Below are 15954 nucleotides of genomic sequence, written 5' to 3'. Positions count from 1 at the left end.
AGCACTCAAAAAACAGCGACGCGTAGCGCTCGCCCAAAAGCGTACACGCAGGCCTGTTTGCGTCAGAAAACAATGACAGAGATTAAAATGCCGGTTAAATGCCAACGGCGTGGTCAAGGTTCAGTTCGAGCAATGGTTGTGCAGTCCATCACGACACATATTGACTAGGTCAAAACCGGTTAATATGCCCGCGCTTCGTCTACCCTCACAAAGCGCCAAGCAAGTTCAGCTTGCATCAGGCGCATCGATCATTTTTCAGTTCATTCACCGGAGAGCTTCCATGCTCAAGCGTACCCTGGCATTGGCCGTCGGCCTTACCCTGACATTTGGCAGCCTGTTGGCGCAGGCCGCCGACACCTTGAAAGTCAGCGCGATTCCCGATGAAGCCCCTACTGAACTGCTGCGCAAGTTCAAGCCGCTGGGCGTTTATCTGGAGCAAAAGCTGGGCATGAAGGTTGAGTTCGTGCCGGTGAGCGACTATCCGGCCGTGGTCGAAGCGCTGGCCACCGACCGCATCGACCTGGCCTGGCTGGGCGGCTTCACGTTTGTGCAGGCACGCCTGAAAACCGGTAATGCCATTCCGCTGGTGCAGCGCGAACAGGATGCCCAGTTCACCAGCAAATTCATCACCGCCGACCCGAACGTCAAATCCCTCGCCGACCTGAAAGGCAAGACCTTCGCGTTCGGCTCGGTGTCCTCCACGTCGGGCAGTCTCATGCCTCGCTATTTCATGCTCAAGGATGGCATCAAGCCAGAAACCTACTTCAGCCGCGTCGGCTACTCGGGCGCCCATGACGCCACCGTCGCCTGGGTCCAGGCCGGCAAGGTGGACGCCGGGGTGCTGAACGCCAGCGTGTGGGAAAAACTGGTCGCTGCCGGCAAGGTCGACACCGCCAAAGTCAAAGTGTTTGCGACCACCCCGGCCTACTTCGACTACAACTGGACAGTGCGCGGGACCCTCGACCCGGCGCTGGCGGCGAAGATCAAGGCGGCCTTCCTGGCACTCGATCCGGCTAACCCGAAGGACAAGGAAATTCTCGATTTGCAGGCGGCCAGCCGGTTCATCGAAACCAGCCCTGACAATTACAAAGGCATCGAGGAAGCCGCACGCGCTGCCGACCTGCTGAAATGACCTTGCGTCTGACCCAGGCCAGCCTGACCCATGCCAACGGCGTCAAGGCATTGCGAGAGGTTGACCTGCACATCGGTGCAGGCGAGCAGGTTGCCGTCATCGGCCCGTCCGGCGCTGGCAAGTCGAGCCTGCTCAACTTGCTGGCCACCGCATTGCGACCGGACAACGGCGAGTTGCAGGTGCTCGGCGAGCGAGCGTGGCAGCTGTCTGCCCGGCAGCGCCAGCGTTTGCGCGCACGCATCGGTCTGATCCATCAATCGCCGCCCCTGCCACCGCGCCAGCGTGTGGTCACCGCGGTGCTGGCCGGAAAGTTGGGTCAATGGGGCCTGGGCAAGAGCCTGCTGAACCTGATGCATCCTCTGGATATTCCGGGCGCCCGCGCGGCGCTGGCCAGGCTGGACCTGGGCGATAAACTGTTCGCACACTGCCAGCAACTGTCCGGCGGCCAGCTACAGCGCGTGGGCATTGCCCGCGTGTTGTATCAAGCGCCCGAGGTGCTGCTGGCCGATGAGCCGGTTTCGGCAATGGACCCGGTGCTGGCCGAACACACGCTTTCGGTGCTCTGCCGCCACGCCCGGGAGCACAACGTCACCCTGATCGCCAGCCTGCATGCGGTGGAGCTGGCCCTGGCGCACTTTTCGCGGATCATCGGCCTGCGTGACGGGCAGATCCTGTTCGACCTTGCGGCCGGCGACGTCGACCGCGAGCTGCTCGACACGCTCTACGCCAATGAGCAGTTGCACACCTCACCGGTGCCTCCAGTGTCCTTGAGTGTGCAGATTCCCCGATGCTGACGTCTGCCTCGCGCGATCCCGCCGCCCTGCCCCGTTTGCTCCTCACCCTGCTGGCGCTCGCCCTGTTGTGGCCGGGCATCCACTTCAGCGAATTGGACCTCGGCGTTTTAGTGGCGAGTGACAGTCAGAGCGAGATGGGCCGGTTTGTCTCCGCCTTCTGGCCCCCTGCCCATGACGCCGAGTTCATCGAACTGCTGTTGCAAGCCACTCTGCAGACCCTGGCCATCGCCACGGCCGGTATGGCCCTGGCGTTGCTGTTGGCCGTCCCTGCCAGCCTGCTGGCCAGTCGCGCCCTGTCGCTGTCGGCCGCATCCCGTGCCGGTCACCCAAGCTTAGGCGGCCAACTGCTGCGTTGGCCGGTACGCGGTTTGTTGATCTTCCTGCGCAGCGTGCCGGAAATCGTCTGGGCCCTGCTGTTCGTGCGCGCCGTCGGCCTCGGACCGACCGCCGGGGTATTGGCTATTGCGATTACCTACAGCGGCATGTTGGGCAAGGTCTACGCAGAAATTTTCGAGTCGGTCGATCAGCGACCGGCCCATGCATTACTGCGTTCAGGCAGCGGTCGACTGGCAGCGTTTTGCTACGGGATTTTGCCCAATGTCGCGGCGGAGCTGCTGTCGTACACGGTGTACCGCTGGGAGTGCGCGATCCGCGCCTCGGTGGTGATGGGCTTTGTCGGTGCCGGCGGTCTGGGTCAGCAAATGGATCTGTCGCTACGCATGTTCGCCGGGGGTGAAGTGGCCAGTTTGTTACTGACGTTCCTCGTCCTGGTGCTGCTCGCCGATCAACTCAGCCGCCTGCTGCGCTGGAGGCTGACATGAATCGCCTGATCAACCTGGTGCTGCTCCTGAGCATTGGCGCTGCGGCAGTCGCCTCGTTCAACTACCTGGGCATCGACCTTGGCGAACTCGGCAGCGCCGGCAATCTGAAGCAGATGGCTGCCTATGTGCAGCGTTTCCTCAGCCCGGACCTGAGCGCGGGTCATCTGCAAGCCATCGGTCACGGCGCGCTGGAAACCATTGCCATGTCCGCCCTGGGCACCCTGCTCGCGGCGGTCTTCGGGCTGCTGTTGGCATTGCCCGCGGCCGGGCGTTTCGGCTGGCCGTTGCAGAGTGCATCGCGCCTGGTCCTCAATGCCTTGCGCGCGGTCCCGGAACTGGTATGGGCGGCGCTGATGGTGCTGGCCGCCGGACTCGGCCCCAATGCAGGCACCCTCGCCTTGGCCCTGCACACCACCGGCGTACTCGGCCGACTGTTTGCCGAAGCACTGGAAAACACCCCGCCCGAACCGGCCGATGCCATCCGCCTGCAGGGCGGCAATGCCATCTCGGCGTTCTGTTACGGCACCCTGCCCAACCTGTTGCCGCAGCTTCTCGCCTACATCCTGTACCGCTGGGAAAACAACATTCGCATGGCCAGTGTGCTCGGATTCGTCGGCGCCGGTGGTTTGGGGCAAATGCTGTATGTCAGCCTCAGCCTGTTCCAGGAAGCTCAAGCCAGCACGGTAATCCTGGCCATGTTGCTACTGGTGATCGCCGTCGATTCATTGAGCAGCTGGAGCCGTCAACGCTGGGTCAAGGCTTGACTGCTTTCGCAGAACGCCCTACTCCTCCAAACGCCCCGTCCCCTCACGGTCGTGTTCGTAGTGCCTGATGAGCGCAAACGCCGGCAACCAGGACTCGCGACGCACAATCCAGCTTTCGTAGGTTGGCGTCAGTTGATCAGGGGCATCGAGAGACCCCAGGTTCACTTCGATTTCATCGGCGGTGCGTGCGAAAACGGACGATCCACAGCGCGGACAAAAATGCCGCCCGGCGTAGTCGCGTGTTTCGCCCTCGATCGTCACCGCCTCCTGAGGGAAGATCGCGCTGGCATTGAAAAGGGCCCCATGATGCTTGCGGCAATCGAGACAGTGGCAAAGGCCGACCCGGTAGGGCCGTCCTGACGCCTCGATTCGAACATTGCCGCACACGCAGCCACCGGTGAATCGGTCCATGTTGCATCTCCTCTGAATCAAACACGACGGGATGGAACAGAAGGTGTCGTAACCGGCACAATCCGCTGCACCGTTTCCCTCCGTGCCTTCCTTGGTGCTAAATAGGCAGCCCAGGTTTCAAGTCCAGACCCTGTCGTGTATTGCCGTGAAACGAGAAATCGATATGAACACCCATTTTCAGACAAGTGATACCCCTGAGCCCAAGACCTGGCAAGAGGCCAACCGCCACCTCCTTCACCATCAGCCGTCAGTGGTAACAGCATGATCGAAGTCACCGAAGTGTCCATTGCCCGATTGCGAGCGGCGCTGGAGTCTGGCCAGACCACGGCAGTTGAGTTGGTCCAGGCCTACCTTGCCAGGATCGACGCCTACGACGGCCCCGACACGCCAACCGCGCTCAACGCGGTGGTGGTTCGCAACCCCGAGGCGCTCAACGAAGCGCAAGCATCCGATGCCCGTCGGGCCAAGGGCGAAACGCTCGGCCCGCTGGATGGCATTCCCTACACGGCCAAGGACAGTTATCTGGTGAAAGGCCTCACCGCAGCCTCTGGCAGTCCGGCCTTCAAAAACCTGATTGCCTATCGCGATGCCTTCACCATCGAACGGCTGCGCGCCGCCGGGGCCATCTGCCTGGGCAAGACCAACATGCCGCCGATGGCCAATGGCGGCATGCAGCGCGGGGTCTATGGCCGTGCCGAGAGCCCGTACAACGCGGACTACCTGACGGCGCCATTTGCATCGGGCTCATCGAACGGCGCCGGGACGGCCACCGCCGCCAGTTTCGCGGCCTTCGGCCTTGCCGAAGAAACCTGGTCGAGCGGACGCGGTCCGGCCTCGAACAATGGCTTGTGCGCCTATACCCCTTCGCGCGGGGTGATTTCGGTGCGCGGCAACTGGCCGCTGACGCCGACGATGGACGTGGTTGTGCCCTACGCGCGAACCATGGCCGACCTGCTTGAAGTGCTCGACGTGGTGGTGGCGCAAGACCCGGACACACGCGGCGATCTGTGGCGGCTGCAACCCTGGGTGCCGATACCGAGCGTCGCTTCGGTGCGCCCCGCGTCCTACGCCGGGCTGGCCGCGACCACCGATGCGCTCGCTGGAAAACGCTTCGGCGTGCCGCGCATGTACATCAACGCGGACCCTGACGCGGGCACCAGCGAGGCGCCGGGCATCGGTGGCCCGACGGGGCAGAAAATCAATACCCGCCCTAGCGTGATCGGTCTCTGGGAAGACGCCCGGCGGGCACTCGAAGCCGCTGGTGCCGAGGTGGTCGAAGTCGACTTCCCGCTGGTATCGAATTGCGAAGGCGATCGTCCGGGCGCGCCGACCGTGTTCACCCGCGGCCTGGTGTCCAAGGAGTTCCTGCACCATGAGTTGTGGGACCTGTCGGCCTGGGCGTTCGATGATTTTCTGCGGGCCAACGGTGATCCGAAACTGAATCGCCTGGCCGATGTCGACGGGCCGCTGATCTTCCCGCATGACCCAGGCACCCTGCCCAATCGCGAAGACGACCTTGCCGCCGGCATGGACGAATACGTGAAGATGGCCGAGCGTGGCATCACGCCGTGGGATCAGATCACCACGCTGCCGGACGGCCTGCGCGGGCTTGAAGAAACACGTCGAATCGACCTTGAAGACTGGATGGACCGGCTGAAGCTCGATGCGGTGCTATTCCCGACAGTGGCCGACGTCGGGCCGGCAAATGCCGATGTCGATCCGCAGTCGGCGGACATCGCGTGGAGTAACGGTGTGTGGGTCGCCAACGGCAACCTCGCCATCCGCCACCTCGGTGTGCCGACGGTCACGGTGCCGATGGGCATCATGCCGGACATCGGCATGCCGGTCGGGCTGACCTTTGCCGGTCGTGCCTATGACGACTCAGCGCTGCTGCGCTTTGCTTCGGCGTTTGAGTCGGCCGGCAGCAAACGAATGATCCCGCCTCGGACACCGCCGTTGCAGGGCTGAAATAGCAGCGCGCGGGATTGGGCCAGTGCAGGCTCCAATCCCGCCTTGTCATCAATTCACCCGGACTCCAAAACTCAAACCTTCACTGATCCAAGACAATCGCCAGTCGAACAAGAACCCTGTGGCGAGGGAGCTTGCTCCCGCTGGGTCGCGAAGCGCCCCCAAAAAGGGCCTGCTGCGCAGTCCAACGGGAGCAAGCTCCCTCGCCACAGATACGACGTTGCGTTTAAGTGAACAGCATTACTCGCCACAGGGGGCTTGTTCGGCTGGAGATTATCTTCGGTCTTAGGTGAGCGCCGTTTCACTGATGCACGGCGCCTGCGACGTTTCCATCAGCAGCTGATCCACGACTTGCGACAACGCGGCGTCAACATCCCCTCCCCCACGCAAGGCTCGCCCATACACTCTCCGCTGCCGGTCTGCACTGGTGCCGTCCCGGAGAATCCGGCGGGCCTGGGCGAACACATCCTCCACGCCCATCTTCTGCGCCGTGTCTCCAAGAATCTGTTGCGCCCTGAACAGCCATTGCGCCGCAGAGAACGGTCGATCGTAGCCTTCAACGATGAAAGCTGCGTGGATGCCGGACCGTTTCGCCCGCCAGCGATTTTCCTTGAGGATCCATTGCGACACTTGCGAATAGCTCAATCCCGGGCGAGGTTGGTCAATGGCATGGGCCACCAGCAAGCGAAACAAAGAGGCGATGCACAAGACGTCATCCAGGCGCGGACAGGCATCCGTCATGCGCATCTCCAGCGTTGGGTATTTCGCGGCAGGTCGTAAGCCCCACCAGCAATCGCCCGCCTGCTTGATCGTGCCCGTGCGGATCAGCATGGCGACGTAGGCTTCATAGGCGCTTTGATCTTCGAAGAATTCAGGAATGCCCATCCGCGGCCATTCATCACACGCCGTTTGACGGTAGCTCATGAAGCCGCTGTCGGCGCCGTCCCAAAAAGGTGACGATGTGCTCAGTGCCAACAACAGCGGCAACCACGGCAGGACTTCGTTCATCACTTGAATACGGTCCACGTGCCCTGGCACTTCAACATGCACGTGCAGGCCGGACAGCACGCTGCGCCTTGCCACGCGCTGGTAGTCTTCAAACAGTTGAACAAAATGAGGATGGTCGGTGGCGTGCTGCAAACGCCAATCGCTCAATGGGTGGCTGCCGGCACTGAGCAGTCCCAGACCGTGACGTTCGAGCGTCCCCCGCAACCTTGAGCGCGCAGAAAACAGGTACTGCGCTGCTTGCGCGACGCTGGTGAAGATGGGGGACGCGACTTCGATCTGCCCCTTGAACATTTCATGGGCGAAACAATCGCCGAGCACCCCCTGACACGCTTCAATCGATACGTCGGGAGGATTCTCGGCCATGCGCCGGGTGGCCAGGTCCGTAATGAAGTATTCCTCTTCAATGCCAAACTTCAGGTGCCTGTCCATCGCCTCACCCCTCACCTTGCCCTTGAATCAAGCCTAGCCTAACGCCGTATCGAGAAACATCATGAGCCCGAACCCTAGCATCAGGCCCAGCGTCGCCGGGGTTTCGTGTCCATTGCGGTGTGTCTCGGGAATCACCTCGTGGGAGACGACGAAAATCATCGCGCCCGCCGCCAGGCCCAGGGCAACCGGGTAACCCAGCGCGAAGCCGGTGGAAATGCCGAGTCCCACGACAGCGCCCAATGGCTCCATCAGCCCTGAGCCGACCGCAATCAGCGCCGCCCGCAACGTCGACACACCCGTCACTCGCAGCGCCAGTGCAATGGCCAGTCCTTCGGGGATGTCCTGGATGGCAATCGCGGTGGTCAATGGCAGACCCACCTTCATGTCCCCGTTGGCAAAACTGACGCCGATGGCCATGCCTTCCGGCAAGTTATGTAGCGTGATAGCCAACACGAACAGCCAGACTCGATTGATGCGCTGTGCGTGCGGGCCCTTGCGACCAATCTTCTGATGCTCATGTGGGACAAAGCGATCCAGCCCGATCATCAGAGCCACGCCCAAACCCAACCCAAGGACCACGACACACGCCGCCAGCAGCTTATTGCCGCAAATGGCCTGCGCCGCCGCGATACCAGGAAGAATGAGAGAGAACGAGCTGGCCGCGAGCATCATGCCCGCGGCGAAACCCAGCATGATGTCCTGAGTCCGTGCGGCAATGTCACGCAAGACCACGGCCAAAACGGCGCCAAGTGCGGTCGCGCCGAAACCCGAGACGCCGCCCAGGAATGCATACCGCAAGTTGACTCGATCCGCCCCGGTCAAGGCGCTGTAGCCGCTGACCAGCAGCAGAGCGGTGACACCCACCAGAGTTGACCAGAACAGAATGCTCAGCCAACTGCCGCTTTTTCCTGGGGCAAACCAGGCGCGCCAAGGGCCTCTTGCAGGCGAAGAATGGTCCGACATCAGGACACCTGTTTTCCGTTGGAGCGCTTACGGGTCGCCTCAGGCGCAGCCATCCGGATCTGTTTTGATATCCGCAAAGCGTCTCGTTCGAACGCCATTGCAGTGGTATTGAACAGCCGATAAAAGTCCTGTGTAGCCTCTGCGGAAAAAGCGTCTGGATTGGAATTCATGGGGTTCACCTCAACTCTCCAGCACCACAAAAAACCGCACGCCGGGTGGCGTGCGGTGATCCTCGTCACGCATCGGGTTTTCCGTAGAGGCCCGCCCCCAAGTCAGCACCCGTGATCGGATCGCTTTCAGGGTCAGACATCGTGCGGACTTTCATGGCCAGCAACAGCTCCTCGTCTTCGGCGCTGAGCTGGACGCTTGCCGTGCCGTCCCCGCCATCGACTGCCGGCTGTGGATCGTCCACGTAATTCCAGTCCTCGCCCTGGTTCCATGGCCCGCGAGTGCTGCCTTCGCCTTGAGACAGGTTGAAATAGACGTTGGTGAATTCCGGCATGCCGGGAAGCTTGCCCTGCGGAAAGTTCGGCTGGATCGCGTGCAGGGCTTTTTCAAAGGAGAGTTGATGGGCGATCTCGCGCGTCATCAGAAACCCCAGCGCCTCTTTCACCCCGGGATCATCCGTGATGTTCATCAAGCGCTCGTAGACGATTTTGGCGCGAGCCTCGGCGGCGATGTTGGAGCGGAAGTCAGCGGTCGGCTCACCGATGGTGTCGACATACGCGGCCGACCACGGCACTCCGGCCGAATTGGTCAGCGGTGCCCCGGCGCCGTACAACAGGCTGGTAATGTGCGAGTCATTGCCCGCTCCATTGATCGCGCGGTACAGCTCGCCTTCTTCGTCCACCCCTTCTGCCAGTTGACCCTTGGCGCACTTGTTGAGCATCACGATGATCGATCCGACGACCTCCAGGTGACTGAGCTCTTCGGTTGCAATGTCCATTAGCAGATCCTTTCTTCCCGGATCATCCTCGGCCAAAGCCTGGGTGAAGTAGCGGGACGCCGCCGCCAGTTCGCCTTGGGCGCCGCCGAATTGTTCGAGCAAAAGGTTCGCCAACCCCGGGTTGGGTTGAGCGACACGCACGGTGTATTGAAGTCGTTTGTTATGTAGAAACATGACGAATCTCCTCAGGCCTGAAGGGGCGTCGATACCCATCCGGCAAATAACCAAATGCGCCGCCCACAGTTATCTGAAGGTGCCGCGCCTGAGAAAATTTTAAAAAGATTGGCCACTCGCGACAGGCGGCATTGGAGGCGGGTTTTGGCATGCTTTTGTCACCAGTCGTCGGCGATCAATCAATCGATTCAAACTTTTATCGGTCGCCAGATCTCCACCGCTGTCTCACCTGTTTTTCATCGTTCGACGGTGCTTGAGAAGCGGAAAAAAACGGGAGGTCTGTGTCAGGCCTCCCGCTGTTTTTTGCAGCCCTTTATGAAGCGCCGGATTACGAGGTGCCCAAACCTCGTGACAGATCGGCTGGTGTATCGGAAGCCGCGTGGTATTCCCCTTGCGGTTTCGTTTCTACGTCCGAGTGATCGGTGGTTTTGGTCACGGTGTCGCGCACAGCCTCGAACCCCTCCCTCGCCTGTTGCTTTACCTTATCGGCCAGGCCGGCGCTGGTTTTGCCCATGTAGCGTTGCTCGGTCGCTGTCGAAGGCAATGCCGCACCCAGCATGGCACCTAACGCGATGCCCGCGGCGGCGACCATCAGGGGTTGCTCCTTCAACAACTGACTGAATTGAGTCCCCAGCACCTGCGAACTGCGGACCAACCGGTCACTGGCATCATGCACGGCATGACTGATGGTGTCGGTAGCAGCACCCAGGTTGTCGCCCATGTGAGCGGCCTTGCCCTTGATAGTCTGATAACCGTCCTTGAGCGTGTCAGCCGTCTGGTGCAAATGGTCACGGGCACTGTCGATGCCATCAGCCAGACCGTCGGCCCACTCGCCGACTTTGTTTTGATCCGGACCCACGCGATAGCCTGGACGGGGTGACGGCGGGCGATTCTGACTCATCATCAACCACAGCAAACCGACGGATGTCAGGACGGCGGGAACCGGATTGTTGCGAACGCTGGTGCCCAGGTTAGTCAGGAATGTCGTGCCGTTGCTTTGCATCATCGTCAGCGCCTGATCGAACATCTGCCCAGGGGTGAACTTGCTTTCCAGCGCATCGACGATGTTGCCGATACTCGCCCGCTGAGCATCGATTTCACGCTCGATGGCTTCAGGGCTTTTTGCCGCTTCGATGTCGAATTCACTGTTCATGAGACTTTCCTCCGCAGCGCTTCCTGGTCTTTGTTCAAGGCATCCAGCGTGCGATCAGGCTTGAAGTGGGACGGCTCGAATTGTTTTTTCCCGGACTGCAGCATGGCGAACCCGACGATCATCACCACCACGCCGACAATCAGCGCCGCCAGCCACGGCGCCATCACGGTGCTGAGGCCATAGACTGCGGACATCAACAGAATGATGAACCCCGCCAACAGGACAATCGCCCCTCCCGCAACCCCGGCGATGCCGGCTTTGAGTGTTGTGAGACTGGCTTGAAGTTCGGCTTTGGCCAGCGCCAGTTCCTTGGTGAACAGCGCGGGCACTTCACGGGATAACTGACGTAACAGACCGACGACCGAAGCGTCATGGTCCGGCGCGTGTACCGGTCTTGAGCCTGGAAAATCTGGATCTTCTCTGTTCATCACAGTGCTCCATTGACGTTTGTCGAACCCGGTGTGGAGGTCGTCGCGAAGTTCGAAGGGTGGTCTTGCTCGCTCGGTGGGGCCGGCGTGTTGTCAGTGCGTGACGCGACGGAGGTTTCATAGGGGCGTTGCGCACCAAAACCGCCTGGCGGAGGCATCGAGTGGCCGGCTGCCGGGTTGTTGGCATCGGTGAAGGTGGCCGCCGGGGAACTGCCGGCCTTCAGGAATCGCGACAGGCCGAAGCCCAGCGCGATGCTGCCGGCAATGAACAGCCCTGGATTGCTGCGGGCCAGCTCGGCCCCGTCATGCAGCAGCTGTTCGGCACTTTTGCCGCGCAAGTTCCCGGCCAGACCACTCATGGATTCCGCCATGTCGGCGAGGTAGTCGGACATGCCGAGGGTGTCCTTGCTTTCGAGTTCGGAGACAACCGATTTCGCGCCCTTGGCCAAAGCCTCGATCTGATCGGCGGCGGTGTCGCGGTATTGCCCGAACTGAGCGTCCGCCTGTTGTCGTGCCCCCTCAAGTGCCTCCGTCACGTCCTCCTTCAAGTGCTCAAAGCCTGGCTCCGGCCCTGGGGAATCGGGCTTGTCTGGCTGACTCCCGGTGGTGCTGTCTGAAGTATTCATGTCATCCCTCGCCTTCTGTCTGTAATCAAGCGTTCCGGGAGTTCGCAGTGAGTGCAGCCTCCCTCACTGCAGATGACGAAGGGGGGTGATGGGGAGTTCCAACGGAGTGATGATCTGCTTTTCTGTGGGAGGCGAAACTAAATTCGTAGAGGGATAAGGGGTATCGCGAGGAGGCATGCAAGGTCGTTGTTTTTGAAACCGGGTCAGGCGGATCTTCATCACACCTGACCCGCACCGTCAGGCTTTGGCGGCCATCGCGGTGACTTCCACGCGCATGCCTTCGACCGCCAAGGCGGCCACACCGACGGCGGCACGAACCGGCCACGGTTTGGCGAAGAAGCGTTTATAAACCTCGTTGAACGCGGCGCGGTCGGCCATGTCGGTGAGGTAAATGGTCAGGTGCAGCACCCGGTCCATGGAACTGCCGGCACGCTCCAGCGCGACCTTCAGCGCCTGCAGCGTGCACTCGCTCTGCAGGGTGATATCGCCCAGTTCCAGGCTGCCATCGGCGCGGGTGGGGATTTGGGTGGAGACCAGCATGCCGCCGAAACCGGCGACGTCGGAGGAGATGGAATCCGCGTCGGGATCAGGGGTGAACGTGATGTCTTGGTTTGCCATGGAGGATCTCTTTCTTGAAGGAATAACGAGGCGGTCGATGCCTTGAGCGCGGACAGTTTACAGGCCGAAGCCGGGATTGCATGTGCGCTTGAACCACGGCAAAAAAAATCTCGAACTCCCTCTGCGCCGCTGCATCCAATGTGTAAGTCAACGGAGGTACACGCGATGAACAGCGATGACAGTGACATCGAACGGGATCGGAAAGACAAGGACGCCGAAGAGCTCGATTCAGAAACGCATCCCGAAGAGGATGAAGCCGAGGCGCTCCAACGAAAGATAGATGAGATAGAACGCAAAGTGGCGGATGGGAACTAGCGTGAAGGCCACCCCGCTTATCTTCAGCGGAGGTGGCCAACAGGCTGAACGAATGCTCTGCGCCTAGTTCGGGTCCAGCAACCCGCCACTCCAGTTGCGCGAAATCCGGCTCCCGGTGAATTTCGCCACCACCATGCCCTGCGACACGAGCCGGTCCCGATAGCGTGTGACCATCCGCCCCGCCTGCTCGGCCACCAGCACCACTTCGGAAGACGGATCACCGGGCCGTCGCAGAATCCGCGCAAAGCGCTGCCCTTCCTCGACGAAGTCACCGAGTTCCTTTTCAAAGATCAACACCCCGGGTTGCGGCGCGAGGATGGTTTCCATCTGGCCCATTTCCATCACTTCGACGGGCCAGTCACCGGGTGACAACGCCTCGTCGATGACCCCGCAACTGCACAGCCAGGCGTACAGTCCCGCGGCGTCCTGCTCGGCCAACCGATCGCTGACATCGCCCTGCCCACGCAGCTCCAGGGTCGCGGCCATGCGTTGCGCGGTGACGCCATCACGCAGCCACGGTGCGATGATGGTTTCTTCGAAGGAGCCGTCGCCGCCGTCATCCCAGATGATCGCCACGTCCATCTTCATCGCCGCCGCCAATTCGCGGGCACGGGGCCAGAAACTGCGGTGCACGTAGAGGTAGGGCAAGGCTTCGTCATCGGTGTGCAGGTCGAGCATCACCTGCGCCGTGGACGCCAGTTGCACCAGGCTTTTCTGCCATTCCTGGACGTTGGTCGAAGGTTGCTCCATCGCGGCTGACTGGTCGAACGCGCGGTTGAAGTTATGCCCGGTCGCATCGTGAAAGCGACCGAGAATCCGCCCCTGGCGAAACTGCCCGATACCCAGGGGATTGGCCTGCGGCACCACCGTCACACTGCCCTTGAGCCGGCCCTCGGCCTCGACGACTAGAAGCCGTTGCATCAACAGATGCAACACTAGCATCCCGGCGATTTCGTCGGCGTGCACCCCCGCCTGCAAATGCACCTTCGGCCCGCTGCCGTCGCCCCCGAAACGCCACGCGCCGACCTGCACCGGATCGCCATTGTTGTTGCGAACACTGAACGAAATATCCTGCGCCATCTGCTTGTCCTCCCCCGTCATGAACGTTAAAAACCGGTGCATCACTGCGGCCGACACTGGAGATTGAACGCATGTTCAACTAAGCTCGCCAACCTGGCACTGCACCCAAGGATTCCCGTGTGACAACCCCCTCTCCAAAAAACCGTCGCGCGGAGCCCGATGAGCGTCGCGAGATGCTGGTGGCCGCCACGTTGCGTTGCCTGGTCCGCGACGGCCACGCGGGCATTTCCGTGCGCCGTATTGCCACCGAAGCCGGGGTGTCCGTCGGCCTGCTCAATCACCATTTCGGCAGCATCGATGCGTTGATTGCCGACACGTACCAGAAGATCGCCAGCGAACTGACCACCGCCCTGCGCCAGGAAATCCAGCAGGCCGCCACCCCGGCGCAAAAAATGGACGCGTTTCTCGTCGGCTCTTTTTCGCCAAGGGTCATGGACCCACAATTGCTTGGCGTCTGGGTGGTGTTCTGGAGCCTGATTCGGCACTCCGAACACGTCAGCCAGTCCCACGAAAAAAGCTACCGCGCCTACCTCGATCTGCTGCGCCAGTTGCTCGATGACATGGCCGCCAGCGAAGGTTTCGTGATCCACGACACACGCCTGGCCGCCATCGGTTTATCGGCGATGCTCGACGGACTCTGGATCGAGTGGTGCCTCAACCCCGAAACCTTCAGCCCCGCCAACGGCCTCCACATCTGTCGCTGCTGGATAAAGGGGCTGCGTCACGGAGCATTCAGCACCGACGACATCCTGTGAGGGGTGGCGCCCGAAGATCATCGCCAGGGTGCCGCTGACCGCAATCAGGCCGGCGCCGATCATCAGCGACACATCCATCAATGTGCCCCAGATCAGACTCGACAGCAGGAACGCCCAGATCAACCCGGTGTACTCGAACGGCGCGAGCAAGGTGGCAGTGGCCCGTTGAAAACTGGCAAACAGCAGGAACTGGCCGATACCACCCACCAGACCGGCAACCAGCATGCCCAGCCACGCCGGCGTCGGTGCCGGGGTGAACGTCCAGGGCAGCGCGACGGTCATGCACAGCACGAACACCACGTTGGTGATCAGCATCTGCTCCAGCACTGACGTCTGGTCATCCACCTGACGCAACTGGATGTAAGTGAACGCCCAGCACATCGCCGCCAGCAGCGTCAGCACGATGGGCCACGGATCGGCGATGTTGCTTGGACGACAAGCGATGATCACCCCGACAAACCCCAGGATCAGGGAAAACCACTGCCAGCCGCTGGCCCGTTCCTTGAGAATCACCGCCGCCAGCACCGTGACCATGATCGGCGCGGAAAAATACAGGGTGGTCATTTCCGCCAGCGACAGGTCCCGGGCGGCCGTGTAATACAGCAGCCAGGCCACGATCGACAACAAACCGCGCACCACCAGCAAGCGCCGGCTCGGCGAACGCCAGGCCCGCTGGACCAGGCGCAGGCGCCCGGCCAACAGGCACGCGACGACCACCACCAGGCTGCGCCAGAACAGGATGGTGACCACCGAATAATCGGTCACCAGCCACTTGATGACCGCGTCCTGCAACGTCAGAAACATGTACCCCAAGGTGCACAGGCCGATGCCCTGCAGCGAACGGTCGACGACCTGCGAGGTGCTCATTACACCGACCTGCGCACAGGCGTCCCGCGCCGTTCGGCAAAGGCAAACAGCGCCTCGATCAGGAACGTCAGGCAGACGTAGACCCCGGCCACCAGCAACAACGGTTCATAAACCTGCAAGGTCTGCGCCCGCACCACGTTCGCGGCACCCAGCAGATCGACAATCGCAATCGTCGAGGCCAGCGCCGTGGATTTCAGCAACATCACGGTTTCCCCGGCCAGTGTCGGCAACAGCAACCGCAACGCCCGAGGCAATCGCACCCGCAGCAGCGATTGGCGCGGCGTCATGCCAAACGCCGAGGCCGCTTCCATCTCGCCTTTTGGCACCGCCAGCAGCCCGCCGCGAATCACTTCGCCGACATACGCGCCCACCGACAACACCAGGGCGAACACGATGTACCAGTAACCGTCGCGCAAATACGGCCAGAGAAAACTGCCGCGTATCAGCGGGAACTGCGCAAACACGCTGCCGAGCCCGTAGTAGAAGATGTAGATCTGGATCAGCAACGGCGTACCGCGCAACACGCTGGTGTAGAACTGGCTGGCCTTGGCGATCCCCTTGTTTTTCGAGATCCGCGCCAGCGCCACCAGCACCGCCAGCGCAAAACCGAGCACACTGGAAATTAACAGGATGGTGATGGTCGTTTGCAGTCCCCGGCCCAACAGCGCCGCGTATTCAACTATCCACGCTGGAATCATTTCA

At 61.5% G+C, this 15954-nt stretch carries 18 protein-coding genes and 1 pseudogene; 7 read left to right on the top strand and 12 right to left on the bottom strand.

Features of this window, described 5'->3' with window-relative positions:
• The first annotated feature begins 280 nt into the window (after positions 1–280).
• From JIO00_RS11205 to phnE, 4 genes are read left to right on the top strand one after another with little or no spacing between them, the layout of a single operon-like run.
• Positions 281–1132 carry a putative selenate ABC transporter substrate-binding protein gene (locus JIO00_RS11205; protein ID WP_010459090.1) on the top strand — a complete coding sequence of 284 codons (852 nt, stop codon included), beginning with the start codon at positions 281–283 and terminating at the stop codon, positions 1130–1132.
• Complete coding sequence (locus JIO00_RS11200) at positions 1129–1926, top strand: phosphonate ABC transporter ATP-binding protein (RefSeq protein ID WP_200668214.1); 798 nt, start codon at positions 1129–1131, stop codon at positions 1924–1926. Before JIO00_RS11205 ends, JIO00_RS11200 begins: the two co-directional genes overlap by 4 nt.
• Complete coding sequence (locus JIO00_RS11195) at positions 1920–2747, top strand: PhnE/PtxC family ABC transporter permease (RefSeq protein WP_200668213.1); 828 nt, start codon at positions 1920–1922, stop codon at positions 2745–2747. The genes JIO00_RS11200 and JIO00_RS11195 overlap by 7 nt, the downstream gene beginning before the upstream one ends.
• On the top strand, positions 2744–3511 hold the full coding sequence (gene phnE, locus JIO00_RS11190; protein ID WP_200668212.1) for a phosphonate ABC transporter, permease protein PhnE: 768 nt from the start codon (positions 2744–2746) through the stop codon (positions 3509–3511). The genes JIO00_RS11195 and phnE overlap by 4 nt, the downstream gene beginning before the upstream one ends.
• An 18-nt stretch (positions 3512–3529) precedes the next feature.
• Here phnE and JIO00_RS11185 read toward each other — a convergent pair whose 3' ends face one another.
• Positions 3530–3922 (bottom strand): GFA family protein, encoded by a 393-nt coding sequence (locus JIO00_RS11185; protein WP_010459086.1) that lies wholly within the window; start codon positions 3920–3922, stop codon positions 3530–3532.
• 261 nt (positions 3923–4183) lie between these two features.
• Here JIO00_RS11185 and JIO00_RS11180 point away from each other — a divergent pair, with 261 nt between their 5' ends.
• A complete protein-coding gene (locus tag JIO00_RS11180) occupies positions 4184–5890 on the top strand; it encodes an amidase (RefSeq protein WP_200668211.1) in 1707 nt (568 codons plus the stop codon).
• 285 nt (positions 5891–6175) lie between these two features.
• Here JIO00_RS11180 and JIO00_RS11175 read toward each other — a convergent pair whose 3' ends face one another.
• The 8 genes from JIO00_RS11175 to JIO00_RS11140 form a co-directional block, all read right to left on the bottom strand.
• Complete coding sequence (locus JIO00_RS11175) at positions 6176–7327, bottom strand: carboxylate-amine ligase (RefSeq protein WP_200668210.1); 1152 nt, start codon at positions 7325–7327, stop codon at positions 6176–6178.
• 33 nt (positions 7328–7360) lie between these two features.
• Complete coding sequence (locus JIO00_RS11170) at positions 7361–8290, bottom strand: ZIP family metal transporter (RefSeq protein WP_102593353.1); 930 nt, start codon at positions 8288–8290, stop codon at positions 7361–7363.
• Positions 8290–8460, bottom strand: a complete 171-nt coding sequence (locus JIO00_RS11165) for a hypothetical protein (RefSeq protein ID WP_154504182.1) — start codon at positions 8458–8460, stop codon at positions 8290–8292. The genes JIO00_RS11170 and JIO00_RS11165 overlap by 1 nt, the downstream gene beginning before the upstream one ends.
• Positions 8461–8525: 65 nt before the next feature.
• Positions 8526–9410 carry a manganese catalase family protein gene (locus tag JIO00_RS11160; protein ID WP_200668209.1) on the bottom strand — a complete coding sequence of 295 codons (885 nt, stop codon included), beginning with the start codon at positions 9408–9410 and terminating at the stop codon, positions 8526–8528.
• A gap of 328 nt (positions 9411–9738) precedes the next feature.
• Positions 9739–10563, bottom strand: coding sequence for a DUF3618 domain-containing protein (locus tag JIO00_RS11155; protein WP_102593351.1), 825 nt, complete (start codon positions 10561–10563; stop codon positions 9739–9741).
• The gene (locus tag JIO00_RS11150) at positions 10560–10991 is read right to left on the bottom strand and encodes a phage holin family protein (protein ID WP_083377121.1); all 432 of its coding nucleotides are present in this window, start codon (positions 10989–10991) and stop codon (positions 10560–10562) included. The genes JIO00_RS11155 and JIO00_RS11150 overlap by 4 nt, the downstream gene beginning before the upstream one ends.
• Positions 10991–11617 carry a hypothetical protein gene (locus JIO00_RS11145; protein ID WP_083377122.1) on the bottom strand — a complete coding sequence of 209 codons (627 nt, stop codon included), beginning with the start codon at positions 11615–11617 and terminating at the stop codon, positions 10991–10993. Before JIO00_RS11145 ends, JIO00_RS11150 begins: the two co-directional genes overlap by 1 nt.
• Positions 11618–11854: 237 nt before the next feature.
• Entirely contained in the window at positions 11855–12235 is a 381-nt protein-coding gene (locus tag JIO00_RS11140) for a RidA family protein (RefSeq protein WP_010459079.1), read from the bottom strand.
• A gap of 165 nt (positions 12236–12400) precedes the next feature.
• On the opposite strand from JIO00_RS11140, the gene JIO00_RS11135 reads away from it, so the two are divergent.
• Positions 12401–12550: a hypothetical protein gene (locus JIO00_RS11135; protein ID WP_162179681.1), complete on the top strand. Its 150-nt coding sequence runs from the start codon at positions 12401–12403 to the stop codon at positions 12548–12550.
• Between the two features lie 63 nt (positions 12551–12613).
• On the opposite strand, the gene JIO00_RS11130 is transcribed toward JIO00_RS11135, so the two are convergent.
• Positions 12614–13630 carry a succinylglutamate desuccinylase/aspartoacylase domain-containing protein gene (locus JIO00_RS11130; RefSeq protein ID WP_169857332.1) on the bottom strand — a complete coding sequence of 339 codons (1017 nt, stop codon included), beginning with the start codon at positions 13628–13630 and terminating at the stop codon, positions 12614–12616.
• Between the two features lie 173 nt (positions 13631–13803).
• Between JIO00_RS11130 and JIO00_RS29785 the strand changes: the two are divergent.
• Positions 13804–14289 (top strand): annotated as a pseudogene (locus JIO00_RS29785) (TetR family transcriptional regulator C-terminal domain-containing protein); the annotation flags it as partial.
• Here JIO00_RS29785 and JIO00_RS11125 read toward each other — a convergent pair.
• Both JIO00_RS11125 and JIO00_RS11120 read right to left on the bottom strand, forming a co-directional pair.
• A complete protein-coding gene (locus JIO00_RS11125; RefSeq protein ID WP_154504172.1) occupies positions 14245–15252 on the bottom strand; it encodes a DMT family transporter in 1008 nt (335 codons plus the stop codon). The pseudogene JIO00_RS29785 and the gene JIO00_RS11125 sit on opposite strands and share 45 nt — an antisense overlap.
• Positions 15252–15950 carry an ABC transporter permease gene (locus JIO00_RS11120; protein WP_010459072.1) on the bottom strand — a complete coding sequence of 233 codons (699 nt, stop codon included), beginning with the start codon at positions 15948–15950 and terminating at the stop codon, positions 15252–15254. The genes JIO00_RS11125 and JIO00_RS11120 overlap by 1 nt, the downstream gene beginning before the upstream one ends.
• Between the last annotated feature and the right edge of the window lie 4 nt (positions 15951–15954).

The sequence above is a fragment of the Pseudomonas sp. SW-3 genome (assembly GCF_016615645.1).
In the GTDB taxonomy this organism is placed as follows: Bacteria; Pseudomonadota; Gammaproteobacteria; order Pseudomonadales; family Pseudomonadaceae; genus Aquipseudomonas; species Aquipseudomonas mandelii.
The sequence above is the reverse complement of the archived record's forward strand: the minus strand, read 5'-3'. Positions and strand labels throughout refer to the sequence as shown.